The organism is Vreelandella sp. 2A-K22 (genome assembly GCF_054065485.1).
Window position 1 is genome coordinate 115,518 of sequence record NZ_JBSUGC010000002.1, and the last position, 25,243, is coordinate 140,760.

At 55.1% G+C, this 25,243-nt stretch carries 22 protein-coding genes and 1 riboswitch; of the genes, 12 read left to right on the top strand and 10 right to left on the bottom strand.

Going from position 1 to position 25,243, the window contains the following annotated elements:
- The first annotated feature begins 275 nt into the window (after nt 1-275).
- Together ACW17M_RS02840 and ACW17M_RS02845 are read left to right on the top strand one after the other, a co-directional pair.
- A complete protein-coding gene (locus ACW17M_RS02840) occupies nt 276-5,711 on the top strand; it encodes a YadA-like family protein (RefSeq protein ID WP_457546890.1) in 5,436 nt (1,811 codons plus the stop codon).
- A 13-nt stretch (nt 5,712-5,724) separates the two neighbouring features.
- Nucleotides 5,725-6,147 (top strand): outer membrane protein assembly factor BamE, encoded by a 423-nt coding sequence (locus ACW17M_RS02845; protein ID WP_457546891.1) that lies wholly within the window; start codon nt 5,725-5,727, stop codon nt 6,145-6,147.
- A 227-nt stretch (nt 6,148-6,374) separates the two neighbouring features.
- Here ACW17M_RS02845 and ACW17M_RS02850 read toward each other — a convergent pair whose 3' ends face one another.
- Together ACW17M_RS02850 and ACW17M_RS02855 are read right to left on the bottom strand one after the other, a co-directional pair.
- The gene (locus ACW17M_RS02850) at nt 6,375-7,373 is read right to left on the bottom strand and encodes an SH3 domain-containing protein (protein ID WP_457546892.1); all 999 of its coding nucleotides are present in this window, start codon (nt 7,371-7,373) and stop codon (nt 6,375-6,377) included.
- Nucleotide 7,374: 1 nt separating this feature from the next.
- Nucleotides 7,375-7,767, bottom strand: coding sequence for a hypothetical protein (locus tag ACW17M_RS02855; RefSeq protein WP_457546893.1), 393 nt, complete (start codon nt 7,765-7,767; stop codon nt 7,375-7,377).
- Between the two features lie 301 nt (nt 7,768-8,068).
- On the opposite strand from ACW17M_RS02855, the gene ACW17M_RS02860 reads away from it, so the two are divergent.
- From ACW17M_RS02860 to cysN, 5 genes are all read left to right on the top strand, one after another.
- Entirely contained in the window at nt 8,069-8,788 is a 720-nt protein-coding gene (locus ACW17M_RS02860) for an NUDIX domain-containing protein (protein ID WP_457546894.1), read from the top strand.
- A 2-nt stretch (nt 8,789-8,790) separates the two neighbouring features.
- On the top strand, nt 8,791-9,237 hold the full coding sequence (locus ACW17M_RS02865) for a DUF1249 domain-containing protein (RefSeq protein WP_022524019.1): 447 nt from the start codon (nt 8,791-8,793) through the stop codon (nt 9,235-9,237).
- Nucleotides 9,237-10,001 carry a phosphodiesterase gene (locus ACW17M_RS02870; protein WP_233974799.1) on the top strand — a complete coding sequence of 255 codons (765 nt, stop codon included), beginning with the start codon at nt 9,237-9,239 and terminating at the stop codon, nt 9,999-10,001. Before ACW17M_RS02865 ends, ACW17M_RS02870 begins: the two co-directional genes overlap by 1 nt.
- Before the next feature lie 176 nt (nt 10,002-10,177).
- On the top strand, nt 10,178-11,176 hold the full coding sequence (gene cysD / locus ACW17M_RS02875; RefSeq protein WP_009287723.1) for a sulfate adenylyltransferase subunit CysD: 999 nt from the start codon (nt 10,178-10,180) through the stop codon (nt 11,174-11,176).
- A complete protein-coding gene (gene cysN, locus ACW17M_RS02880; protein ID WP_009287724.1) occupies nt 11,176-12,618 on the top strand; it encodes a sulfate adenylyltransferase subunit CysN in 1,443 nt (480 codons plus the stop codon). The genes cysD and cysN overlap by 1 nt, the downstream gene beginning before the upstream one ends.
- A 195-nt stretch (nt 12,619-12,813) precedes the next feature.
- On the opposite strand, the gene ACW17M_RS02885 is transcribed toward cysN, so the two are convergent.
- From ACW17M_RS02885 to ACW17M_RS02895, 3 genes are all read right to left on the bottom strand, one after another.
- Entirely contained in the window at nt 12,814-13,623 is an 810-nt protein-coding gene (locus ACW17M_RS02885; protein ID WP_027959028.1) for a substrate-binding domain-containing protein, read from the bottom strand.
- A gap of 65 nt (nt 13,624-13,688) precedes the next feature.
- Nucleotides 13,689-14,420 (bottom strand): ATP-binding cassette domain-containing protein, encoded by a 732-nt coding sequence (locus ACW17M_RS02890; protein ID WP_039859750.1) that lies wholly within the window; start codon nt 14,418-14,420, stop codon nt 13,689-13,691.
- Nucleotides 14,417-15,121 (bottom strand): ABC transporter permease, encoded by a 705-nt coding sequence (locus tag ACW17M_RS02895; RefSeq protein WP_009287726.1) that lies wholly within the window; start codon nt 15,119-15,121, stop codon nt 14,417-14,419. Before ACW17M_RS02895 ends, ACW17M_RS02890 begins: the two co-directional genes overlap by 4 nt.
- Nucleotides 15,122-15,292: 171 nt before the next feature.
- On the opposite strand from ACW17M_RS02895, the gene ACW17M_RS02900 reads away from it, so the two are divergent.
- The 4 genes from ACW17M_RS02900 (at nt 15,293) to ACW17M_RS02915 (ending at nt 18,731) form a co-directional block, all read left to right on the top strand.
- Nucleotides 15,293-16,180, top strand: coding sequence for a helix-turn-helix transcriptional regulator (locus ACW17M_RS02900; protein ID WP_027959030.1), 888 nt, complete (start codon nt 15,293-15,295; stop codon nt 16,178-16,180).
- A gap of 109 nt (nt 16,181-16,289) precedes the next feature.
- On the top strand, nt 16,290-16,853 hold the full coding sequence (locus tag ACW17M_RS02905; RefSeq protein WP_027959031.1) for a type 1 glutamine amidotransferase domain-containing protein: 564 nt from the start codon (nt 16,290-16,292) through the stop codon (nt 16,851-16,853).
- Nucleotides 16,853-17,971, top strand: coding sequence for an App1 family protein (locus ACW17M_RS02910; protein WP_342584124.1), 1,119 nt, complete (start codon nt 16,853-16,855; stop codon nt 17,969-17,971). The genes ACW17M_RS02905 and ACW17M_RS02910 overlap by 1 nt, the downstream gene beginning before the upstream one ends.
- Before the next feature lie 85 nt (nt 17,972-18,056).
- The gene (locus tag ACW17M_RS02915; RefSeq protein WP_041158012.1) at nt 18,057-18,731 is read left to right on the top strand and encodes a zinc metallopeptidase; all 675 of its coding nucleotides are present in this window, start codon (nt 18,057-18,059) and stop codon (nt 18,729-18,731) included.
- Nucleotides 18,732-18,882: 151 nt separating this feature from the next.
- Here ACW17M_RS02915 and ACW17M_RS02920 read toward each other — a convergent pair whose 3' ends face one another.
- The 5 genes from ACW17M_RS02920 to cmoA all read right to left on the bottom strand — a co-directional run bounded on the left by ACW17M_RS02920 (nt 18,883) and on the right by cmoA (nt 23,317).
- Nucleotides 18,883-19,617, bottom strand: a complete 735-nt coding sequence (locus ACW17M_RS02920) for a class I SAM-dependent methyltransferase (RefSeq protein ID WP_457546895.1) — start codon at nt 19,615-19,617, stop codon at nt 18,883-18,885.
- 43 nt (nt 19,618-19,660) lie between these two features.
- The gene (locus ACW17M_RS02925; RefSeq protein ID WP_022524008.1) at nt 19,661-20,632 is read right to left on the bottom strand and encodes a thymidylate synthase; all 972 of its coding nucleotides are present in this window, start codon (nt 20,630-20,632) and stop codon (nt 19,661-19,663) included.
- Nucleotides 20,633-20,695: 63 nt separating this feature from the next.
- Nucleotides 20,696-21,259 (bottom strand): NUDIX hydrolase, encoded by a 564-nt coding sequence (locus ACW17M_RS02930; RefSeq protein ID WP_457546896.1) that lies wholly within the window; start codon nt 21,257-21,259, stop codon nt 20,696-20,698.
- Between the two features lie 57 nt (nt 21,260-21,316).
- Nucleotides 21,317-21,420: riboswitch (TPP riboswitch) on the bottom strand.
- Nucleotides 21,421-21,542: 122 nt separating this feature from the next.
- The gene (gene cmoB, locus ACW17M_RS02935; protein ID WP_039859752.1) at nt 21,543-22,571 is read right to left on the bottom strand and encodes a tRNA 5-methoxyuridine(34)/uridine 5-oxyacetic acid(34) synthase CmoB; all 1,029 of its coding nucleotides are present in this window, start codon (nt 22,569-22,571) and stop codon (nt 21,543-21,545) included.
- A 2-nt stretch (nt 22,572-22,573) separates the two neighbouring features.
- Nucleotides 22,574-23,317 carry a carboxy-S-adenosyl-L-methionine synthase CmoA gene (gene cmoA / locus ACW17M_RS02940; protein WP_022524005.1) on the bottom strand — a complete coding sequence of 248 codons (744 nt, stop codon included), beginning with the start codon at nt 23,315-23,317 and terminating at the stop codon, nt 22,574-22,576.
- A 159-nt stretch (nt 23,318-23,476) separates the two neighbouring features.
- Here cmoA and pgi point away from each other — a divergent pair, with 159 nt between their 5' ends.
- Entirely contained in the window at nt 23,477-25,159 is a 1,683-nt protein-coding gene (gene pgi / locus ACW17M_RS02945) for a glucose-6-phosphate isomerase (RefSeq protein ID WP_457546897.1), read from the top strand.
- Nucleotides 25,160-25,243 lie beyond the last annotated feature (84 nt).

Consider the following 25,243-nt stretch of genomic DNA (forward strand, 5'->3'; position numbering starts at 1 on the left):
TCTTGCAGGACTAGTGAAGTAGTACTACCTTAATCAAAATGCTAATAATTATTTGAAATAAGCATTTTTTCATACCAGCCGGGCTGTTTCTGGAATGTTAGGCGAGCTCTTTAGGCACGGCCGTCTTTTCAACCTTGACAGGCTCACGCTGCTCATCTGAGAGAGTAAATATCAGAATCGCGAGCATGTTTCGTAGGCTTCTGGGTGTCTTTACTTCTCTGCACCGAAATTAGAGCAAGGTAAATAGGCTAGGCGAAACTCACTGGAGGGGACTAATGAATTCTATCTTTCGCATCGTCCGGAATCGCACCCTAGGCCGTCTGGTCGTGACATCAGAAGCCGCGCGAGCATGCGGCAAACCGGCTGCGCAGCAAGGCGCTGTGGGAGCAATTCCTGCGACGGTGGATGCCAACGCTAGCTTGTCAGGAAGGTTCTGCACTTACTCTGTTTTAGCATCTGCGCTGATTTTGCTAGGTATGGTCGCCCCTCAGGCAAGTTTCGCTGCCAAAGATGCAACTCTAACTGGCTCTGGAGATGGGCTGACGGTAGGTGACGGTACCAGCGCTAATGATGATGGTCTCACGACCTTGTATTGGGATAACCCCTATGTGCTCGGCCTTGGGCTACCCATCGACTACTCTGGTGGATTAACTGTACCTGGTGCGGTTGCCATTGGCACTAACGCTGAGGCTAGCTCTAATGGGTCTGTTGTCATCGGTGCAAGTGCAATAGCAGAAGCCCCTATGGCTAATCAAGGTGCTTCAGTGGTCGTTGGTGCCTATTCCTATGCAGGTAGCAACAATAATGTTGTGATCGGGAACAGGGGGGTGGCAACCGGCTGGGCAGCAATGGCGCTTGGACGTGAGTCGACCTCGCAGGGAAGAAATGCCATCTCATTCGGCAACGTTTCTTCTGCGCTCGGTGACGGCTCATTGGCCATGGGCCTGTCCTCGCTAGCTTCAGGCGAGCGAGCTATCGCTATTGGTTCAGCTGATTCGTCCCGGGATCATACGAATGACAGTACTCAAGCTATTGGTACTGATTCGTTAGCTTTTGGCACCAGGGCGGTAGCTGATCAACAGGATGCTTCTGCTTTTGGTCGAGAGGCTGTCGCGTCAGGCACCCAAGCAGTCGCTATCGGTACGTCCGCCAATGCCACTGCGAATCAGGCTGTAGCAATTGGTGCTTCAACCCAGGCCGCACTCAGTGCCACTGCCATTGGGGGGCAGGCTGAGTCAACAGGAGAGCGCTCGGTCGCAATCGGTGTTCTCTCTGATGCTCAAGGCAACGACTCTTTGGCGGTTGGCAATCAAGCTGTCTCTACAGCAGCTGATAGTCTTGCCCTGGGGAGTAATGCTTCTTCAAGTGCAGCGAGCGCCACAGCCATTGGCAGTAATTCTCAAGCATCTGGTGAAAATGCATTTTCTGCTGGTTCCGGCAGTCTGGCATCGGGACAGAATTCCTTGGCTATCGGACAAGGCGCTATTGCCACTGGTGATCAATCGATAAGTATTGGCACAGCCAACGAGGTAGCCGGTGTAGGCTCCGGCGCTATCGGCGATCCCAGTTATGTCAGTGGTGATGGCACCTATACTCTCGGTAACGACAACGGTACCGCGGGCAGCCCCATTGCCGCCGACGAGGCCGGTATCTTTGGTAACAATAACATGATGAGTGCGGCGGCCACCGGTAGCCGTATTGTTGGTAACAACAACGACATTGATGTAGCCGAGGCCTTCGTGGTGGGGAACGGCGCGGATGTTACCGAAGAGGGCGGTGTGGCTCTAGGTAGTGGCTCGGTGTCCGACACTGGTGCGGCCGTGGTGGGCTATAACCCGATCACTGGCGCCGCCGACGGCCTGGATCCGGTTATCGCCGCAACCTCCAGCAGCACTGGCGCAGTGGCCGTGGGCAATCCCGAGGGAGGTGTCTATCGTCAGATCACCGGCGTGGCCGCCGGTAGCGAGGACTCCGATGCGGTCAACGTTGCCCAGTTGAAAGCCAGTGAGACCCATTACTATAGCGTTAACGACAATGGTGTGATCGGTGGCAACTACGCCAATGACGGGGCGACCGGGGTCAATGCTCTAGCGGCAGGCGTGGATGCCAGCGCGACGGCCGATGAGAGCGTCGCCCTGGGCGCGGGCTCGATAGCCGATGGTAGCACCCTGGGCTCTGCTGCTTATCAACCGCTGGATGCGGATGGCAATCCGATTCCGGTGGCCGCGCCAACGGCGGCCAGCGAGGTTTCAGTGGGTAGTGCTGGCAATGAACGTCGTATCACCAACGTGGCTGCTGGTGCAGAAGACACCGATGCGGTCAACGTCTCCCAACTGGCGGCTGTGGAATCGGTTGCTTCGACGGGGTGGGATCTTACCGCCCAGGGGGCTGATCCCACCAACGTTGCTCCCGGCGATACTGTGGATCTGTCCAACACTGACGGCAATCTGGTGATCGGCAAGAACGCCGTCGATGGCACCCAGGAAGACGTCACCTTCGACTTGGCCGATGACGTGGCAGTCAATAGCAGTGTCACCGTTGGTTCAGTGGTCACGGACGCCACGACAAACGATATCACCGGGCTGTCCAATACCACGCTGACGGATCCGAGCTTTGCCACCGTGGGTCGGGCGGCCACCGAGGAGCAGCTGGATCTGGTCAGCACCGGCCTTTCCACACAGGGTCTGGACTTCGCCGGGGACAGTGGCACCGATGTACATCGCGACCTGGGGCAGGATCTGAATGTGGTCGGCGGCTCGGACGCCAGTGGCAACACCAATATCAGCACCGTGGCGGATGGTACCGACACCCTTGAGATCGTAATGACCGATCAGCCGCAGTTCGGCGACGTCACAATCAACACCACGGGTGGCAACACCATCAACGGGCTGTCCAACCTGACCTTCGACTCGAACGCCTTCACCTCGGGTCAGGCGGCCACCGAGGATCAACTGGCCCAGGTCAGCGACGTGGCGAGTGCTGGGTGGGATCTTACCGCCCAAGGTATCGATACCACCAACGTCGCTCCAGGCGATACGGTGGATCTGTCCAACACCGATGGCAACCTGGTGATCGCCAAGAACGCCACTGACGGAGCTCAGGAGACGGTGACCTTCGACCTGTCCGATGAGGTGACGATTGGCGACACGACAATCAACGACAGTGGCATCGATATGGGTGGCGACACCATCACCAATGTCGGTAATCCGATCAATGATGGCGACGCGGTCAACCTGGAGTACTTCGAGACCAACAAGGCGCACTACTACAGCGTCAACGACGGTGGGGTGATTGGTGGCAACTACGACAACGACGGTGCCACCGGCGTCAACGCAATGGCCAGCGGCGTGGGCGCCCTTGCCTCGGCGGAAGGTTCGATGGCGCTGGGGTTCGGTACCCAGGCGAATATCGAGGGCAGCGTCGCCTTAGGGGATGGTGCTAGTGCAACCCGAACCACGGCACCGACCTCGGGCATTATCCCGGCGGGTACCGCGACCATCACCTACAACACCAACGACCATGAACTATTGGGTGCCATGTCCGTGGGGCGTGACGCTGACGCTTACCGACAGATCGTTAACGTGGCGGATGGCACCCAGCAGCAGGACGCCGTAACGATTCGCCAATTGCAAGGTGCCATCGGTTCGGTCACCTCCACCGGTACCATGTACTTTCATGCCAACTCAAGTGCGGCGGACTCCCTGGCGGTGGGGCAGGAATCCATCGCCGTGGGCCCGGAAACCATCGTCAACGGCGACAATGGCATCGGTATAGGAAACGGTGCTCTGGTCGAATCGACGGCACCTGGCGGCACCGCCATCGGTCAGGAAGCCTATGTGTCCTTGCCGGATGCCCTGGCAATGGGCACCCAGTCCGAAGCTACCGGTGAGCAAGCCGTGGCGATTGGCGCCGGGGCCTCGGCCGATGAGCCCAGCAGTGTGGCTCTGGGCGGTAATAGCGCGACGGATCCTGTTGTCGCCACCACGGGTATCACGCTGGAAGGTGAGGATTACACCTTCGCGGGTGATGCCCCCGTCGGTACGGTGAGTGTCGGCAGCCAAGGTGCCGAACGCACCATCACCCATGTCGCTGCCGGGCGTATCCAGGAAGACAGCACGGATGCCGTTAACGGCTCCCAGCTGTACACCACCAACGAGGTATTGGGTGGCCTGAGTGAATCGCTTACTGAAATTGCCGGTGATACCAGTCCAACCTATATCGACGATAACGGAAGAGGGATTCGCTACGTGCGTACCAACGAGGCAGGCTTGCCGGAAAGCGATGCCTTCGCTCAGACGCCCGGTTCCACGGCAGTGGGCTACGAGGCCAGTGCCACGGCGGAAGACGCCTTGGCACTGGGTCGCAGCACCCAGGCCAACCACGCAGGCAGCGTCGCGTTGGGAGCGGGAGCGGCGACCAGCGAAGCGGTGGGGACAGCGGAGATCGAGATCGCCGGCCAGACCTACCAGTTCGCCGGCCAGACCCCGCTGGGCACAGTCAGCATCGGCACCGCCGGGGCTGAGCGTACACTTACCCATGTGGCGGCGGGGCGCGTGTCGGACAGCAGTACCGATGCCATCAACGGTAGCCAGCTATACGCCACCAATCAGGCGGTAGCCGCTGTGGAAGGGCAAGTCAACAACGTCGAAGGCGATGTGACACAGCTCGATGAAAGGGTGACCAATGTCGAGGGTGACGTGACCAACCTGGGGAACAGCATCGGCAATCTGAACGACCAGGCAGTGAAGTACGACACAAACCCGGATGGTAGCGTCGACTACGACACCATCACCTTGGCAGGCGATGGCGGAACCACGATTGCCAACGTAGCCGACGGTGATGTCTCCGAAACCAGTAGCGATGCGGTGAACGGTAGCCAGCTATGGGAGGTGCAAAACCAGGTCACCAATATCGAGGAAAAGGGCAGCAAGTACTACTCGGCGAATGCCGAAGGCGCCGCCGCCGAGGCCAATGGCGAGGAGAGCCTGGCGATGGGGCCGGAGAGCACGGCCAACGGCGACAGCAGTGTGTCGATCGGCGATGGTGCCACCGCCAACAGTGATGGTGGTGTCGCCCTGGGGGCTGGCTCCGAGGCCTCCCGTGACGGCATGAATGGCCAGGAAGAAGCCTTCTCCGGGGAAAGCGTGGCTTCCAATCAGGGCGCCGTTTCAGTGGGTAGGGGAGGCGGTGAGCGCCAGATCACCCATGTGGCGGGTGGCACCGAGGCCACCGACGCGGTCAACGTTCGCCAACTGGAAGCGGTGCAGGCTGGCGCGGTGAACTACGACTACAACGAGGATGGCAGCGTGGACTACGGCTCGGTCACGTTGGGTGAGGATGGTACGCCGACCCAGATCCACAACGTGGCTGCTGGCGAGGCGGATACCGATGCCGTCAATGTGGGGCAGATGCGTGACTTGAGCCAGCGTTTCGAGCAACAGCTGGGCGGTGTGCACAATCGTATCGACGACGTCGAAGATCGTGCGAATGCCGGGACGGCGAGTGCCCTAGCCGCGGCTTCAGTACCTCAGGCCTACCTGCCCGGCAAAAGTATGGTCGCGGTGGGTGCAGGTACCTACGGTGGTGAATCGGCGGTTTCTGTGGGTACCTCACGCCTATCGGACAATGGCCGCTGGGCGATCAAGCTCAATGCCACGGGTGACTCCCAGGGCAACTTCGGTGCCGGTATCGGCGCCGGCTTCCACTGGTAAGCGAGGCGACGACATGCAACCGAAACACCATCGTGAAATGACTTCCCCGGCTGGCGTTGCTGGCCTGGTGATCATGCTGGCCCTGACGGGGTGTGCCACTGGCACTTCGTCGGACAGGGGAGCAGACGGCGACGTTCGATTTCCGGAGATCGATGCGGCTTGGCAGGAGAAGGGCAACTTTGTCAACGTCGACAACCTGCGCCAGATGCGACCAGGCGTCAGCAAGGATCAGATATATGCCCTGCTAGGCCGGCCGCATTTTCAGGAAGGGCTGTTCGATGTGCGTGAATGGAACTACATTCTCCATTTCCGCACCGGCGAGGCTCCCGATGATTACGTCACCTGTCAGTATCAAGTGCAATTTGACGACGCCATGTTGGCGGAGTCGTTGCACTGGCGGGATCCAGCCTGCGCGACCTACCTGGAGGCACAGTGACGGGCCCGCGGTGCTATTCGACTTCGACAGCGCTGAACTGACCTGGCTGATGGTGCGGAGCTAGCGGTTTTGGCCGCTTAGCTTGATGATGCTTTCGACGCTCCGGATGCTATTCGTAGCCTGGTCGGCGAGTTGAGGTGGAGGTACACGAGCGGCGCCGGTAACCGCCTATCAGACATGGGCTGGAATCCCAGCCCATGTCAGTGCTTAAGAAGTCCAGCCACCACTCATTCCAGCAGCGAGGAGGCAATCCAGCCCAGGCGTTGTTCTGACTCGAGATAGACTTGGCTCCACCCTTCGTTGCTACCCAGGATACGCAGGGTGTCGCCGCGTTCGACCTTGGCAACGATGTCATGGTCTGTTGAGTTGCCAGCACGTATATTGGCACGGGCAGTGTCGACGCTTTTGGCTTCCAGGTTATCCAGACTGGCTTCGATATTGTCGGCGGCGGCTTGGTTACCGTTCTGCAGGGCCATGGCGAACCAGAATGTCGCCCAGGCGTGATTGCGCTCGACCCCCTTGCCATTAGCGTACATGGCACCAAGATTATTCTGGGCGAAGGCATCTCCGGATCGCGCGGCCAAATTGTACCACTCCAGTGCCTTGGCATGATCCTGTTCTACACCACGACCATTCTCGTACAAGCCGCCTAGGTTGTTCTGGGCTGAAGTGATGCCTTGTTGGGCGGCGGCTATCAACCATCGCGCAGCCTGCTCATCATCCTGTTCCACGCCGTATCCCTCCAGATAGAAGATCCCCAGCCGAAATTGGGCGTCGGGATCCCCTTGATCCGCGGCGCGCCGATACCACCGGGCCGCCGCCGAAGGGTCGGGGGATCCGCTGATCCCTTGCAAGTGCAGCTCGGCCAGACGGAGTTGAGAAGGCAGGTAACCGAGATCGGCGGAAAGGCTGAGCCACTTCTTTGCCTGTGACTCGTCTCGCGGTACGCCTTCGCCAGCCTCGTACATCGTAGCCAGACGAAATTGCGAGCGCGGGTCACCTTTCTCGGCGCTTTGGCGCCACTCGTAGATGGCGGAGGCAAAGTGACCCTGATCATACTCCTGCACGCCTTGTTCGTAGTCGGCAACGGCGAACGAGGCGTGCAGGCAAGTGGCGATGATCAGAGGCCGTACGGTTTTCTTTGTTTGGGTCATGGCGCTTGTCATGGAACCGGGCTCCTCAAGGCTGGGGAGCCACTGATGGATGAGTTCTCGTGGATGGGTCACATCACTCCTGTGCCGATTCGACGTTGTCTGATGCTGCGCCGCCTTCCGGGTTACCTTCCATGGGCTCGGTCGATGTGTCCTGGGTCAGCACGTCGAAGCGCTCATGGGTCATGACGCAGAGCACGCCTGCGGCGTTCTGAGTGATCTGGTGGTTGGTGTCGCAGTAGAGCGCGGCAGTGTTCAGGACGCTGAAGGGGCGCTGCTGTGGGCTAGGGGTGATCAGACGTGCGAGGAACAGTTCGCCCTCCGGACACTGCATGGCCTGTTCATCGCTGCTGGCGACACAGATATTTGACTGATCAATCTCTTGCTTGGCAAAGGACTCCGGCATGCAGCCAGTCAAAAGCAATGCAGTGCCGAGCACCAGAGTGGGACGTGCAATGAGAGATGTCATGAAGTTTCATTCCATGTTTTTGAAATAAGCGTTTTTTTCAACCAGTATTTTTCGATCAATATAGTAGGTTGATGCATGGTATTGGTAACCATCAGCTTAACGTTGAAAGTAGTAGCTGACCAGTCACTGTCTCTCATAGTGTAAATGACACTTTATTATAATAAGAAAAGGCTTTTAGATAGATGATTGGTATTTTAGAGGAAGGCTGTCTATCCATAGCGGACTGTAATCCACCTGCTGAATTGGCATTCCCGGTGGCAAGCATTGATAATAGATCGATTATCACCACCGGGAGTGCCTCATGGCGTCCAACTCCAAGCACGATGCTGTTCAGAATCCTAAGTTTCAGCGCCCTCCTTTTAAAAACACGGCTCTTAGCGTTCCAGACTTAAAGCGCAATGATGTTGAGCTGCTTAAGCGGGAGACGCTACACCAGGGGTTTTTCCGCCTGGAAGCCTTAGAGCTTCGTCACCGGCTGTTTGAAGGTGGTTGGAGCGAACCCATGCGTCGTGAAGTGCATAATCGCTTTGATGCAGTGGGTGTGCTGCTCTACGACCCCGAACGCGACTCATTGGTGCTCATTGAGCAGTTTCGTGCCGGCGCCATTGATGATTCCGTTTCTCCCTGGAAGCTCGAGCTCGTGGCTGGTTTGGTCGAAAAAGACGAATCGCTGGAAGATGTGGCGCGTCGCGAGGCGTGGGAGGAGGCCGGTTGTAAAGTGGCCCAACTGACCAAACTTCACACGTATTATCCCAGCCCTGGCGCCTGCAGCGAGCAAGTGACACTATTTTGTGGTTTGGTAGATACCCAAGGATTAGGTGGGATTCATGGCCTAGATGAAGAGCATGAGGATATTCGTGTTCACGTCATGCCTTTCGCTAACGCTTGGGAGCTCTTAGAGAAGGGGCGACTCGACAACGCCATGTGTTTAATTGGTCTACATTGGCTGAATAGTCAGCGAGCCTCACTGCGTGCTGCCTCGCAGCGCGCTTTGACGCAAAGCGAAACCGACGAGGAGTGAACATGGCGAGAACGGCCTATGTCACCGATTTAAAATCGCTCCAAGGGGAGTGCAGCGCCAACTATTTACGTTTGGTGCGCCTGGTGGGCGATATGGAGGCCGGCCAGCGCCGCGATATTGCCTTGCGCGGTGATAAACAGCATTTCGGTGATCTGCATCTGTATATTCAAGAGCAGGCGCCTTACACCACCATGGTGAATGTTTCTCAGACCGGCCCACTAGATACCGTTTTGGAAGGGCCGCGTATGCGCGTACATCTTTATCACGATGTACGCATGGCGGAAGTGACCGACTTTCAGCGCGAGCGCCACTTTAGTGGCCGCTACCGCTACCCCAATGCCCGGATGCATCAGCCGGATGAGAAGCTTCAACTCAACCGCTTCTTGGGCGAGTGGCTGGCTCATGGCCTTGCTCACGGTCACACGGTCGACGTGCCGGAGATGCCCTAATGCGTGTGGTGCAAATTACCGACGCCCATCTCTATGCGGATATCGAAGCGCGTTCCCGGGCGGGCATACCCTGGCGGCAGTTTCAGCAGGTGTTGAATGCCGTTGTCGCCGAAAAGCCCGATATCGTGCTGTTTACTGGTGATATTAGCCAGGATGAATCGGCCGCTTCCTACGCCTTGGCGGTGCAGGCGCTGGAGCAGTTGCCTTGCCCCTGGTACTGGCTGCCGGGTAATCACGATCAGCCCGAGTTCATGGCGGCCGAGCGGCCGATGGTTGAACAAGTGGACTTGGATTCGTGGCGCATCCTGTTGCTCAATACCCAGGTGGAGGGCAAACCCCACGGTGAACTGGGAAGCGAGCGGCTAGCTAAGCTCGCTGAACAGTTAGAGAACGATGACCGGCCCACGCTGATAGCCATGCACCACCCACCGGTGGACGTCGGCGCGGTGTGGATGGATGCCATTGGCCTACAAGATCGCGACGCATTTTGGCAACTGCTAAGTAAACACCCGCACGTCAAGATCATCCTGTTTGGTCACGCGCACCAAGCCTACGCCGAGCATCATATTTTAGGCACAGGTAGAGGCATAGGTGAGGCCACTATTGATGTTTATGGCTGCCCGGCGATGGCCGATCAGTTTCTGCCCGGTGCCGAGCAGTTTGCCATTGATGAAGCTTCCCGCCCTGGCTATCGGGTTATCGATTTGGCGTATAGCGATGCCCAGGGAAGCGAGTGGCAGAGCTGGATAGAGCGCACTGATTAGACGTTAATTGCTCTCTTATTTCTAGATAGGTTTTTTAGGAATAAAAAGATAGTTATTAATTCTTTTGGGTTATTACCGGCTCGGCGTTACCCTACTCACATTCGAACGTACATTTATCTATAACGTACGCTGATTTTAGCTTGTGTGACGAGCTTGTTCTTGTGAGGTAAGGGGCCATGACCCAATTGTCTACATTGTCGTCAAAAGAGCGGTCTTCAGAGACGCGTTCTTCATCTTCAGCGACGCAGGGGGAGGCTTTTAATGCCCCTGATGCCGCGCGCTTGACCCACCTCAAGCAATTAGAAGCCGAGTCTATCCATATCATCCGTGAAGTTGCCGCTGAGTTCGCCAACCCGGTGATGATGTACTCCATCGGTAAAGATTCGTCGGTAATGCTGCACTTGGCGCGCAAAGCTTTTTACCCCGGTACACCGCCATTCCCGCTGATGCACGTGGACACCACGTGGAAGTTTCGCGAAATGATCGAGTTCCGTAACCGCATGGCTGAAGAGGCGGGTATGGAACTGATCGTGCACACCAACGAAGAGGGGCGGGCAGCCAATATCAACCCGTTCGACCACGGCAGCGCCAAATACACCGATATCATGAAAACCCAGGCGCTCAAGCAGGCGCTGGATAAGTATGGGTTTGATGCGGCCTTTGGTGGCGCGCGTCGTGATGAAGAAGCCTCGCGTGCCAAAGAGCGCGTCTACTCGTTCCGCGATAAGTATCACCGTTGGGATCCCAAGAACCAGCGCCCTGAGCTTTGGAACGTATATAACGCTAAGGTCAATAAAGGTGAATCGATCCGCGTGTTCCCACTCTCTAACTGGACCGAGCTGGATATCTGGCAGTACATCTACTTAGAGTCGATTCCCATCGTGCCGCTCTACTACTCGGCCAAGCGGCCCATAGTCGAGCGCGACGGTATGCAAGTTATGGTCGATGACGACCGTATGCCGTTAGCACCTGGCGAAGTGCCGGAAATGAAGTCGGTACGGTTTCGAACGCTTGGCTGCTACCCGCTAACCGGCGCGGTGGAATCCGAAGCCGCGACGCTTCCGGAAATTATTCAAGAGATGCTGCTGACCCGAACCAGTGAACGCAGTGGCCGCGCCATCGATCGCGATCAGGTGGGTTCGATGGAGAAGAAAAAGCGCGAGGGGTACTTCTGATGTCTCACCAATCTAATTTAATCGCCGATAATATCGAGCAGTACCTGCACGAGCACGAAAACAAAGACCTGCTGCGTTTTATCACCTGCGGTAGCGTAGACGACGGCAAATCGACGCTGATTGGCCGTCTGCTTCACGACTCGAAAATGATCTTTGAAGATCAACTGGCGGCGATCACTCAGGCTTCTAAAACCAGTGGTACTACTGGTGATACCGTTGATCTGGCGCTGTTGGTGGATGGGCTGCAGTCAGAGCGTGAGCAGGGCATTACCATCGATGTGGCGTACCGCTTTTTCTCTACGGATAAGCGCAAGTTTATTATCGCCGATACGCCTGGGCATGAGCAGTACACCCGCAATATGGCCACGGGGGCATCAACCGCCAGCCTGGCGATTATCCTGATCGATGCCCGCTACGGTGTGCAGACCCAGACTCGCCGCCATAGCTTTATTGCCGACCTGCTAGGTATTCAGCACCTGGTGATTGCGGTCAATAAGATGGATCTAGTGGACTTCTCCGAGCAGCGCTTTAACGAGATAGTCGATGAGTACCGAGCCTTTGCCACCAATCTGCAAGCACCTGACATTCGCTTTGTACCGATGTCGGCCCTGAATGGCGACAACGTGGTCAATCGCAGCGAACAAACGCCCTGGTATTTTAGCGATGCTTACCAGGGGGAAACACTGATCGAGCTATTAGAGAGTGTCGAGATTACCCGCGACCAGAACCTCAGCGATCTGCGTTTACCGGTTCAGTACGTTAACCGCCCGAACCTTGATTTTCGCGGTTACTGCGGCACCTTAGCCGCGGGTGTATTACGTCCTGGTCAAGCCGTTAAGGCACTTCCATCGGGTAAAACGTCGCGGGTTGCACGGATTGTCACTTTTGATGGTGACCTTGCGGCCGCTTATCCAGGTCAGGCGATCACTGTGACTCTGGAAGATGAAATCGATATCTCCCGTGGCGACTGGCTGGTGGCAGCGGATAGCGAACTGCCGCTCTCCAACACCTTTAAAGCCGATATTGTTTGGATGCAGGAAGAGGCGTTAACGCCAGGTAAGCTCTACGATTTCAAACTGGCGACCCGCGATCTTTCCGGTCAGATCAGTGCGATTGATTACCAAATCGACGTCAATACTCTGGAGAAGCATGCCACTCACTCGCTGGGGCTAAATGCTATTGCCCGCTGCGACGTGGAACTGACAGCTGCTATTCCCGTGGATGATTACCGCACCAGCCCCGGTACCGGTAGCTTTATCATCATTGATCGGCTGACCAACGTGACCGTAGGCGCCGGTATGATCCGCGGTACCGCCAGCGCCCCAGGCAATGCTTCAAACGCCACCGATTGGGCCGACTTTGAGCGTGACTTGAATGCCCTAGTGCGTAAGCATTTCCCTCACTGGGAAGCGAAAGATATCAGCGGTTTATTCAGCCGCTAACCGGCATAAGCTCCGGTCATGAGCCTCCTCACATCCGTGCGAGGAGTTCTCCTTATGTCATTGCGAGGAGCGAAGCGACGCGGCAATCTTGCTTTTGTCATTGCGAGCGCAGCGCGGCAATCTCAAAGTTAGTGCCATCGCCGGTATGAGATTGCTTCGTCGCAAGCTACTCGCAATGGCGGTAGGTGATTAGATTTACTCAGCATTAGGGAAAAACAGCTGCTGACCATCTACCTCAAAATCCGCAATCGCTTGCTGGCCCTGTTCAGAAACCAGCCACTCGTGCCACTGGGCGGCGAGGTCGTGCTTCAAATGCGGGTGTCGCTCTGCCGAGAGCAATAGGCTGCCATACTGATTGAATAGCGCTTCATCGCCTTCAAACAGCAAGGTAAGGTCTTGTGGGTTGTCAAAGGCGACCCAGGTGGCGCGATCGGTAAACGTATAGGCGTCCATGCCCGCGGCGGTATTCAACGTAGGGCCCATGCCGCTGCCCAGCTCGCGGTACCACTCGCCCTGTGGCGTGACCCCAGCATCTTCCCATAAGCGCAATTCCGCGCGGTTCGTGCCGCTATCGTCCCCGCGTGAGGCGAAGGGGGACTCGCTCTCGGCAATGCGCTGCATGGCATCTGTAACGGTTTCGCTATCACTAATGCCTGCAGGGTCATCGCTCGGGCCAACAATCACGAAATCGTTGTACATTACATTCAAGCGTTCTGTGGCGTAGCCATCGGCCACAAACTTTTCTTCACCTGCGGTGTCGTGAACCAGCAGGCTATCCGCATCGCCACGGCGACCAATTTCAAATGCCTGGCCGGTGCCCACGGCGACCACGTGCACATCAATCCCGGTCTCTTCGCTGAATGCGGGGATGATGGCGTCAAACAGGCCAGAGTTTTCGGTAGAGGTCGTGGAGGCCAGGGTAATGTAGTCATCGGCCGCCATCAGCGTAGCGCTGAAGGTCAGCCCTAGGGTGCCAGCGGTGATAAGTGCGGTAGTTTTGTTCATTTTTGCTCCTTGATCGCTTTTCATGAATCGTTTTACTTCAATCCTAGGGCTCACTCATATTGGAGCTACCAGACCAACTCGCCGCGAATAAACGCCCCCGCCTCAGGTGAGGTGGGGGCGGTAAAAAAGTCGCGGGCAGGGGTGTGTTCAAGTAGTTCGCCGTTGTGCAAAAACACCACGTCATTGGCTAAGCGATGTGCCTGGTGCAAGTCGTGAGTGGTCATAACGATACGTGTACCGCTGTGATGAAACTCCAGTACGGCATCTTCAACGGCCTTGATGGCGGCGGGGTCGAGCGCCGAGGTGGGTTCGTCTAAAAACAGAACTTGGGGATTGAGCAGCCAGGCCCGTGCCAACGCTAAACGCTGCTGCTCGCCACCGGAAAGCACCCGCGCAGGCCGTTTGGCTAGGTGTGCTAAGCCAAACTTCTCAAGGGCACTCATCGCCTGGGTTTTTCGAGGTAACGCTTTCAGTTCTGGTCGCGCCACTTTATTGATGGCTAGCACATAGGTCAGGTTATCCAGCGCTGAGCGGCGTAACAGCACAGGGCGTTGGAAAACCATGGCTTGCGCGGGCTGAACCCCTTGCCAGCGAACCGAACCGCTGGAGGGCGTTAGTAGGCCGTGAGCTAGACGCATTAATAGGCTTTTGCCCGCACCGTTCGGCCCCATTATTAGCGTTCGCTGGCAGCCTGCAAGGCGCATCGATGTGGGACTAAGCAGGGTATGGCCGCGATGGATAAAGCTCACGCTGTCGAGCTCAAGGGTGGCGACGGGGGGCGTATGATGTGCGTTCATCCCAGCCGCCTTTTCGCCGTTTCGCCGATTATGTGGGCAATCGCGTTAATCATGGTGACCAGGGCGAGCAGAATGATCCCTAAGCCAAGGGCCATAGGCAGGTTGCCCTTGCTGGTTTCCAACACAATGCTGGTGGTCATCACGCGGGTGACGCCGTCGATGTTCCCGCCCACAATCATCACTGCGCCCACTTCGGCGCTGGCGCGGCCAAAGCCTGCCAGGATCACCGTTAACAGCCCAAAGCGTGCGTCCCATAGCAGGGTGGGGATCATGCGTAGGCGCGTTAGCCCCAGTGAGTTCAACTGCTCGGCATACTCTCCGTGAAGCGCTTCAACCTGCTGGCGGGTGAGGGCGGCAATAATGGGTAGTACCAGAATCACTTGGGCTATCACCATCGCTGTTGGCGTAAACAGCAGCCCCCATTCACCCAGTGGGCCTGCGCGCGAAAGCAGTAGGTAGACACAAAGCCCTGCCACGACTGGCGGTAAGCCCATCAAGGCATTGAGGGCGACAATCACGACGTTACGTCCAGGAAAGCGCCATAGCGCCAGAGCAGCGCCTAAGGGCAGGGCTATCAGGCTGGCAATCAATACCGCCATCAGCGATACCTGCAGCGAGAGCATCACGATGGAGATTAGCGCGCTATCCATACTCAGGATCAGGGTGAGAGCAGTACTAAAAGCATTATCACTGGTGAGCATTGAGCGTCGGTTTCACTTTTGTATGAAGAGCTGTTGTAGGAAAACTGTTATCTGAGAATTGGCATGATGTATCGAAAAATGACTTAATGCACTGCGTCCTGAAATTTATGCAGTCATATGCAGTTAAAATACAAAAGAGGTTTGCATTTTACCCAGCGAGGCTACCTTGCGATGTCTGAACCACATACTTACCTGACCACCGCAGAAGTCGCTGACTATTTGCGTTTAAAAGAGCGCAAGGTGTATGACTTGGTGCGCCAAGGCCAGATTCCCTGTAGTCGGGTAACGGGAAAGTTGCTGTTTCCCCGCCAACAGATCGATTTATGGGTGCTGAACCATTTAGAAGGCGATCAGGCGCAGCGTTTATCAGTGCCGCTAGTAGCAGCCGGTAGCCAGGATCCACTGTTGGAGTGGGCTATTCGGGAAAGCGGCTCTGATTTGGCGATGCTCTGCCAAGGCAGTGGCGACGGCGTGCGGCGGTTGCTTGACGGCAAGGCGATGTTGGCGGGCATTCATCTGCTGGATGCTTCTACTCAGCGCTATAACGAACCCAGCGCGCTCGGCTTAAGCGGCATGCGTGATCTGTTGATAGTGCACTGGGCAAAGCGCCGCCAAGGGCTGCTTTTACCCGCTGGCAACCCGATGAGCATCTCTGGGCTAAATGATTTAAAACGGCCCGGGATCCGCGTGGCGCATCGCCAGCCCGACGCTGGAGCAGCACGGTTGCTGCACTGTTTGCTACAACAAGCAGGCATTGAAAGCTCGGCGATCAACTGGGCGCCCCATGCCTCCTTAAGTGAAGATGATTTGGCGCTTAGCATTGGGCAGGGTGAGGCAGATGTTGGGCTGGGGGTTGAAGCCGCCGCCCATCGCCAGCACCTTGGCTTCGTTACACTTTGCGATGAGCCGTTTGATTTAATTATGCAGCGGCGCAGTTATTTCGAACCTTCAATACAGCGCCTGTTGGCGTTTGCTCATCAAGCGCGTTTTGCCGAGAGGGCAACACAGTTAGGAGGTTATGATATTGCTGAACTAGGAAGGATTGTGCATAACGCCTAGCGCGCTATTCGCTAACCTGCGGCGTCAGTAGGAGAGCTTGACCCTGATTCAATATACGCCACACTAGTGGGGCGTTACTAACGCAAATCATCACGAAAAGGAGAGCATGATGAAACAAGCACTAAACGGTAAGCGTGTTGCTATTTTAGCCGCAGCTGGTTTTGAAGAGTCTGAGCTGAGCGTACCGCGCGCCGCCTTACAGAAAGAGGGTGTTGAGGTTCATGTGGTCACCCCCGACGGTAAAGGAGTCCGCGCTTGGGCGGAAACCGACTGGGGCGACACCTATGAAGCCGATAAAGCCCTTGCTGATGCCAGTGAGTCTGACTACCACGCCTTGGTACTGCCGGGTGGTTTATTCAACCCCGATGAACTGCGCATCAACGACGATGCGTTGAGTTTCGTAAGAGGGTTTTTCCAGGCAGGTAAGCCTGTTGCTGCTATTTGCCATGCGCCGTGGATTTTAATTAATGCGGGCGTGGTTGAAGGCCGCCGCATGACCTCGGTACACAGCGTCGCGCAAGATTTACGCAATGCCGGCGTTGAGTGGGTCGATGAGCCAGTTGTTGTGGACAGCGGTCTTGTGACCAGCCGTACGCCGAAGGACTTGGATGCTTTTAACGCCAAGTTACTCGAAGAGCTGCAGGAAGGGCGTCACTCCGGTCAACACGCTTGATGAGCGTATTGCGTCAGTGGACAAGCTTTATCAAAAGGCTTGTCCACGTTATTGCCAAACCTATCAAAGGAGACAGTAGCCGCGGCGGAATGGTGGTTCATCCTTACCGCGGCTATGGTTCCCAACGTGAAGTTTTTGTCATGGGCCGGGTGTTTCGCCAAGCCGCACTAGGTCGAGCCATTCCTCGCCATGGCATGCTACGCGATACTGCGGACGTGGCACGGCGCGTTTTACGCCGGGGGCTGGCCGATGCGCAGGTAGAAATTCACATCGGCGAAAATAAGCTCTGCGTCGGCACGGATCGAGATGGCTATTTCGACGTCCACTTACCGATTAGTCACACCCTGCCCATTGATGTCTCCTGGCACCGCGCCGATATTTTAGTGCATTGCTCGGGGCAGACGCCGGTACGTACTCACGTAGAAGTTTATGTACCTCCGTCAGAGGCGGATTTGCTGATCATCAGTGATATTGATGACACCGTTATGTTTACCGGGGTGGCGGAAAAGCTCAAAATGCTTTATCGCTTATTTGTTAAAAAACCTCATCGCCGCACCGCTTTCCCCGGTGTTGCGCCGCTTTATCAAGCTTTACATCGTGGCGTTAGTGAACGCGCTGAGCGGCCCATTTTGTATGTATCCCGTGGCCCTTGGGCGATATACGAAATGCTCGAAACCTTTTTTCAGATCAACCGCATCCCCGTTGGGCCGATTATCTTTTTACGCGAATGGGGCATCTCTTTGCGCAAGCCTTGGCCGCGCCGTGCAGAAGAGCATAAGCGCGAACTGATCGACCGTATGTTGACGCTTTATAATGATATGCCGTGTATTCTCATTGGCGATAGCGGTCAACACGATCCAGAAGTGTATACCGAGATAGTGAAAGCCTACCCAGATCGGATTAAAGCGATTTATATTCGTCAAGTGGATAAAAACCCCAGGCGCGAGCAGGCGATCCAGCGGTTGCGGGATGAGTTGGCCGGCACCCAATGTGATTTAGTGCTCGCCGCAGATAGCGTGCTGATTGCCGAACACGCCCACGCCCAGGGCGATATCTCTGCCCACGGCTTAGCGGCAGTACAGCGCGAAGTTGAGGAGCACCGCAACGATCCCGTATAACGCTGTTGCCAAGTCAGTCCCCATGGTAAAAGTACGCTGCGAAAGAAGTGTGTTTAACGACGGTTGTTTGTAGATAGGGACTGCCATGGTTGTTGTGCTGATCATTTTTGCGCTGGCGGTATTTGTGCTCCCCAATGTTTGGGCCAAGTGGGTGCTTAAACGCCATACCCGCGGTCGTGACGATTACCCGGGCACGGGTGCAGAGCTTGCCGATCATTTGCTGCGCCGACTAGGCATTGAGGGCGCAAGCGTTGAGCGCACTGAGTTCGGTGACCATTATGACCCTGAAACCCGCTGCGTACGTCTTTCACCAGATAACTACGATGGGCGTTCGCTAACGGCCGTCACGGTGGCTGCCCATGAAGTAGGGCACGCCATTCAGCATCACCAGGGATACGCGCCGCTACTGGCGCGTAGCCGCTTAGTCGGCGTTGCCCAAAAAGCTGAGAAACTCGGCGCTGTACTGATGATGGCTGCACCTTTTCTGTTTTTATTGACGCGTCTGCCGGGTGGTTTAGCCATTGTAATTGCCATGGCGGTGATCAGCTTTGGCACCGCGGCGCTGGTGCATTTTGTGACCCTGCCAGTTGAGTTTGATGCCAGCTTTAACCGGGCGCTGCCGCTCTTGAAAGAGTACGTCCCGCCTTACGATATGCCCGGTGCCCGGCACGTACTCACCGCCTGCGCGTTTACCTACGTGGCCGCCTCGCTGGCCAGTGTTATGAACCTGGGGCGCTGGCTGGTGATTTTGCGGCGGTGAGCGTGTATTGAAGCTGTGTTTTCAGTGCCACTAAGTGTCTATGCATAATTTTTCGTGCATTAAAGGTTATAAAAAAAAATCAGTAGCTTACTAGATATTTATACCTGATTTACTTTTGCATAGGCACTTAGTTAATACCTATTGTCTGTCTTTATTGCTTTGTGGCGCGCAGTAGAATATAGGGTTTTGTGTCCTGTAGAGTGCGGAATTCATTCGTATGAACTGGCAACTGCGAATTGTCAAATGGTAGATTACGCTCTGTGGTTAGTGAAAGCCCCGCTGCGGCGAATGTATTTCGATATGTGGATAAACCCCATTGTTTGTCGACAATCTCTAATGGTTGCTGCCTTCCCGGTATCGTGAGGTAGACTGGGCGATTATCTCCGTCTTGATAGGAAATACCATGCTCTCCATTGCGGTAGGTCGGATAATCGACTCCGGTGGTTTGAGGATGAGTGTCGAGGATGTAATAGGAGCCGCCAGGTTTAAGTACGCGCATTACTTCCGTAGTGATGCGTACTAGTTCACGTCTTTCGGGAATGTTAATAAACAGAAAACAACTAATGACAGCTTCAAAACTGTTATCAGGAAATGGCAAATTTGGACCATGGATTTGCTCAAAGCGAAGACGGTTAGTGCCTGCGGATATTGCTTGTTCAATCATTGTTGGAGAGATGTCAACACCGGTGACATAGTCGAATCCGTCGTCTCTTAATCTTCTGGACACTTTGCCGCTGCCACAGCCGTAGTCCAATACACTAATTCCCTTGCCATAAGAGCAGGTTAACTCCGCGATGAGTGGTTGATAGCCAAAAGCATTCTCCACCCAATCATCATAAGCGTCAAAAAGCTCGGCGATATTTTGTTCAGTCCAATTAGTATTCATAAAAATAAATCCCCTAATATTTGCTCATGTATGAATGCTTGTACTATCCCCAGCGATTAATAAGAAACGGTTGATAGTAGGGGTTAATTATCTCTAACGCCTTTTGAGGCAGCGCATTCCCTATCTTGATTTGGCGATAGATCCAGAACAACATCAGCACATCTCGCCAATACGTCGTTAGGTTAAGATTAGCCATATCATTAAACGTCAACAAGCCGCTACGGATCTCTGACTCATATTCCAATAGTTTGCGTATGGTCGTCGGGGAGGTGCCAATTGGCATTAAAGGTACTGTGCCTGGCTGGGGTATAGTTTCATTACTATTCAAAAGTTCAAGCGCACGCTCATGTGTGCTTTCATAGACGTGAATAGAACCAACTTGATGTGTGTAGTGACCGATTTTGCAGCCTATGCGGGCAGCAATATACTCTTGCAAGAAAGTAAAAGAGAAAATATCGTTCAGCATGCCAACGTAGGCATCATTTGCACGCATATAGCTGACCATGTTCAACTTTTCTTCGCGGAGTAGCAACTGAAGACCCAAGGTACATGAAACGTCGATATTGCGTCGATAAAGATCTTCTTCCGCACTAAATATTTGAAGGACAGCGCGCTTACTGTCGGGATCGTCATTTTTAAGGATATCAATCACTCGTTCGATTTGATCGAGCGTGTCTGCACCAAAGTTTTTAAGACGAGCTCCGTAACCAGTACCAGGTAAGCTTATACCATCTGGGCTGTAGCGTTGCATTGAAGGGGCGTACCAGGAAATAAATGCTAAGTCGTTTTTACCTGATAAATACCATAACGCTTCTGCATAATTAAAAACAATATTTTGTTTGCGTATTTTGCTTAGACAAAAACGATCAGGAGGATTGTCGAGTCGGATATTGAAGCCAATGAGTTCTCGCTCTTTATTTCCTCTAGGTGAGTTAACATATTCATATTCAAAGCAGATTTTATGCAGTGTATCTCTGTAGAGGCTGGTGAAATTCGTATAATGTTTGTGCATCATTATATTCATCTCTTTCGGTGGGCAAAGAGGCGTATTTTGCTGATACGAATGATGGCGAGTAGTTTAAAAAGCTGAATTGGAGCCGTGAATCGCGTTTGATTTTTCTTTGATGGCCAAACTGTGCAAATTAAAGGCTTTCACGACAGTATCTGCGACGTGATCAGCTAAGGCTTCATTGAAGTTGAGTTCTCCGTTTATAACTTTCGCCCAGCGGCAGTCCGCAGCATCATCACCAGGCCGTAGCTCGCCATCAACGTAGTGACATAAAAGGGCAACCAAGGCGAAGTGGTGGTGACTTCCCTCTGGGTCATATCCGATTACTTCTACTACATCAATTAACGGTCCTACCAATGCTGTGATACCGGTTTCCTCCATTAATTCGCGCTTTGCTGCACAATGTAGGCTTTCTCCCGGTTCCACTGATCCTCCGGGGAAGCCCCAAGTGCCCCGTTGAGGTTCTTTACTGCGTTGGACGAGGAGAACTTCATTATTACGCAGAGTTACGGCGATTGCTGCCAAGCGTGGCTTGGCAAGTACGGAGTTCAGGCGGTTTTTATCAGACGTGTTAAAAGGGGAGGTACTACTGAGCGTAGATGCGTTAGCGGGCGTTGAGTTACCTTGCGACACGATACACTCCTGCATTGAGATTCGGATAATACAGGCGTAGGTGTCAAAACAGATTCATATATGGTTTATGTCCGTCCCTACGCCGGTATCAGCCGGATCAGGTTCAAAGGGTTTGGATCACTCCATCTCAGCCTGAATAACAGGCACCCCTCGGAAAAGTTACTGTTACTATGAGTTTTAGTATAAGTCAATATTTGGGGGGGCAATTCAATGCGGCTTGGCGGACGCCGGGGCGGTTTTGACACCTTCTTCGCACACTTGGCTAACGGCTAACGGCTAACGGCTAACGGCTAACGGCTAATTGGCCCGGCTTATTCGCCAAAATCACCGCCCGCCGCGGTGCAGGGTAGCCTTCAATGGTGCGGGTGCGGTCGTTGGGGTCGAGAAAATCAGCCAACGATTGGTAGGTCATCCACTCCGTCGAGCGCTGCTCGTCTAACGTGGTAACGGCTTCATCGACCACGCGCACGTTGGTAAAGCCGCAGCGCTCCAGCCAGTGGCAGAGTGCTTGAGAAGAGGGCAGGAAGTAGACGTTGGGCATGGCGGCGTAACGTTCGCCGGGCACAAATACGGTCTGCTCGTCGCCTTCGACTACCAGGGTTTCTAGCACCAGCTCGCCGCCCGGAACTAACGCGGCTTTTAGCTGCTGAAGATGTTCCAACGGGGCTGGGCGATGGTAGAGCACGCCCATGGAAAATACCGTATCGAAAAAGCCCAGGTTCTCCGGCACATCTTCTATACCCACTGGTAAAAACTGAGTTCTGCCGTCATCGGTATCGCCGACGAAGTGGCGTACCGCCTGAAATTGCCAGTAGAAGCGCGGCGAAGGGTCAATTACTAATACGAAAGCAGCCCCTGCCCCAGCCATCCGCCAGGCGTGGTAACCGCTGCCACCCCCCACGTCGAGTACCTTACGGTATTTTAGCGGCGCCAAGTGGGGAGCCACTCTCTGCCACTTCCAGTCCGAGCGCCACTCGGTATCAATATGAATGCCACCCAGTTGAAAAGGGCCCTTTCGCCAGGGGGCGAGTTTTCTTAGCAGGTTAAAACACTGGCGCTGCTGGCTATCGCTAAGATCGAGATCAACGCTGACGGTGTCGCTGTTTAAATCCACGCGCCGCTCAGCGGGCAGCGCCGGAAGCTTGGCCACGGCTTTTTCCCAGGCGGATAAATCGCCGTGGCGGTTACGGTCAAGCCCGTGAGCTAACTGCTCGGGTAGCTTCGCTAGCCAGGGCGTTAGCGAGGCATCAAGCGTGGCTTGATCTAAAAACGCCTGATAAATTGCGCGATGATCGTCGGGTAGTGGCGCCACCTTTAACCCTCCTTAAACGCAATCAGCGAGGCAAAGTTAAGGTACTGGAACCAGGTCATCGAACGTGGAAAACCTGCTTGTTTCAAACGACCATGAAGTGCATCGAGGGTATCCGGCACCAGTACGTTCTCAAGAGCGGTGCGCTTCTGGCTGATTTCCAGATCACTGTAGCCATTGGCGCGCTTGAAATCGTGGTAGCGTTCTACCCGCCAGGCGTTGTCGCGCTCGTCGGCGTCGACGGTTTTCTCCGAGAGAATCAGCACGCCGCCGGGTTCCAGCGCTGCATAAAGCCGCGCCAGTAGTGCATCGCGGTCGGCGGCGGGTAGAAACTGTAGGGTAAAATTGAGAATGATCATGCCCGAAGACGCATACTCTAGGGTACGAATGTCGGCTTCTTCGACCTGCATAGCGTACGCTGGGCACTCGTCAGCAAAGGTTTGCCGAGCCTGGGCGACCATGGCGGGCGATAGGTCAACGCCCGTATAGCGAAAGGCGTCAGGCGCCAGCGCCCCTGCCAGCGCAAGGCCGGAAGCGCCCAGCGAACAGCCTAGATCATAGACATGGGCGCCATGGCGCAGGTGGCGCTGGGCAATTAAGCTCAACATGCCGAGAATTTGCCCGTAGCCGGGTACCGATCGGCGGATCATGTCAGGGAAACAGGCGACCACCTTTTCGTCGAAAGAGAACCGCGCTACTCGGTCAAGGGGTGTCGAAAAGATAGCGTCACGGTAAGATGCATCACTCATGGGCAAGCCGGGATCATGGAAAAGGCGTGCTAGTTTACGCGCCCTTAATTGACTAGAACAGGCCTGTCTAGCACAGACTCGTTTAGAACAGCCCTGTTTAAGGTTATTAACCTGTTTAATGAACCCCGCTGCAAGGATCGACGCCACTGGAGAAACTAAATGGTCTCAGCATCAAGCGCTACACCCGATACGTTACCGGCATGGCAAACGTTAAAGCATCACGCTGAAACGCTGCAGCACGTCCACTTGAAAACGCTGTTTGGCACCGAGCCCTCCCGCTGGGAAAGCTTTACTCGCCAGGTGGCGGGCTTGACGCTGGATCTTTCCAAGCAGCGCTGGGATGATGATACCCTCGAACATCTGTTTACGCTGGCCAGTGAAGCGGGCGTACCCTCTGCCATTGAGGCGCTGTTGAGCGGTAAGCGAGTGAACGTCAGCGAAAACCGCCCGGCGTTACATACGGCGCTGCGTTTACCCGCCGATGCGACGCTTGAGGTTGAGGGGGAAGATATCGTCGCTGCCGTGCATGAAAGCCTTGCCCAAATGGAGCGCTTGGTCAGCCGGCTGCACGCAGGGCAGTGGCGTGGTGCCACCGGCAAGCCGATTCGGCATGTGGTTAACCTGGGTGTAGGCGGTTCAGATCTAGGCCCACTAATGGTCACCCATGCCTTGGCAGATTTCCGACCCAAAGATATTCATCCGGTTGAGGTGCATTTTGCCTCCACCATGGATGGCTCCCAGTTAGCGGACTATCTGAGCCGGTTGAATCCTGAAACCACTATCTTTGTGTTGTCATCCAAGTCGTTCACTACCATTGATACACTTTCCAACGCTAACACCGCACGGGAGTGGTTACTTAGCCGCTTGACCCAGCATGGTGCGACGCCGATTAGCGCTGAGTTGGTGGTGCGTCAGCACTTTATTGGTGTGTCGGCGAGCCCTGAGAAAATGACCGAGTGGGGCATTGCTGACGATCATCAATTAACCTTCTGGGAGTGGGTAGGCGGGCGCTACTCGCTATGGGGCACCATTGGTTTACCCATTGCGCTGGTGGTTGGGATGGCGAATTTCCGCGAGTTTTTAGCCGGTGCGCACGCCATGGATCGCCATTTTGCTGAGGCAGAAATGGCGGAGAACCTGCCCGTGCTGCTGGCGTTAGCGGGAATCTGGAATGTCAACTTCCTGGATATCCGTGCGCACTCCATTCTGCCCTACGATGGGCGCTTGGAGTATTTCGCCGCCTATCTTGAACAGCTTGAGATGGAGTCCAACGGCAAGTCGGTTACCCGTCAAGGCCAGCCGATTAACTACTCCACCTGCCCTGTGCTCTGGGGGCAGCTTGGCCCCAACGCCCAGCATGCGTTTTATCAGCTATTGCATCAGGGCACTCAACCGGTGGTGTGTGATTTTATCGCGCCGCTCAAGCGCTACGATGAGGTGGAAGATCCAGATACCCGCCGCCACCTTAAAACCCAGCATCGCCTGGCACTGGCCAACTGTTTTGCGCAGTCCCGCGTATTAATGCTTGGTGATGACGCTTTGGAAGACGACGGCCCACGGCCAGAGCACAAGCGTTATCGGGGTAACCAGCCCTCGACGACGGTGCTGCTTGACCAGCTCACCCCAGCGACCCTGGGTTCGCTTATCGCCCTTTACGAGCACAAAGTCTTTGTTCAGGCGGTGATTTGGGATATCAACCCGTTCGATCAGTGGGGCGTTGAGCTAGGCAAACAGATTGCCACGGATACCCAAAAAATTATCGACCATGAGGGAGATCTATCGCGGATGGATGCTTCCAGTAAGGGATTGATTGAAGCATTTTGGGCGGCTGAGCAGGAGTGAACGGTGCAATTTTGTCGCTAGTATATTGTGAGCACATATAGAAAGGGCGCCGTGGATAAGTCGTAGAGGGGGTCATTTGCCATG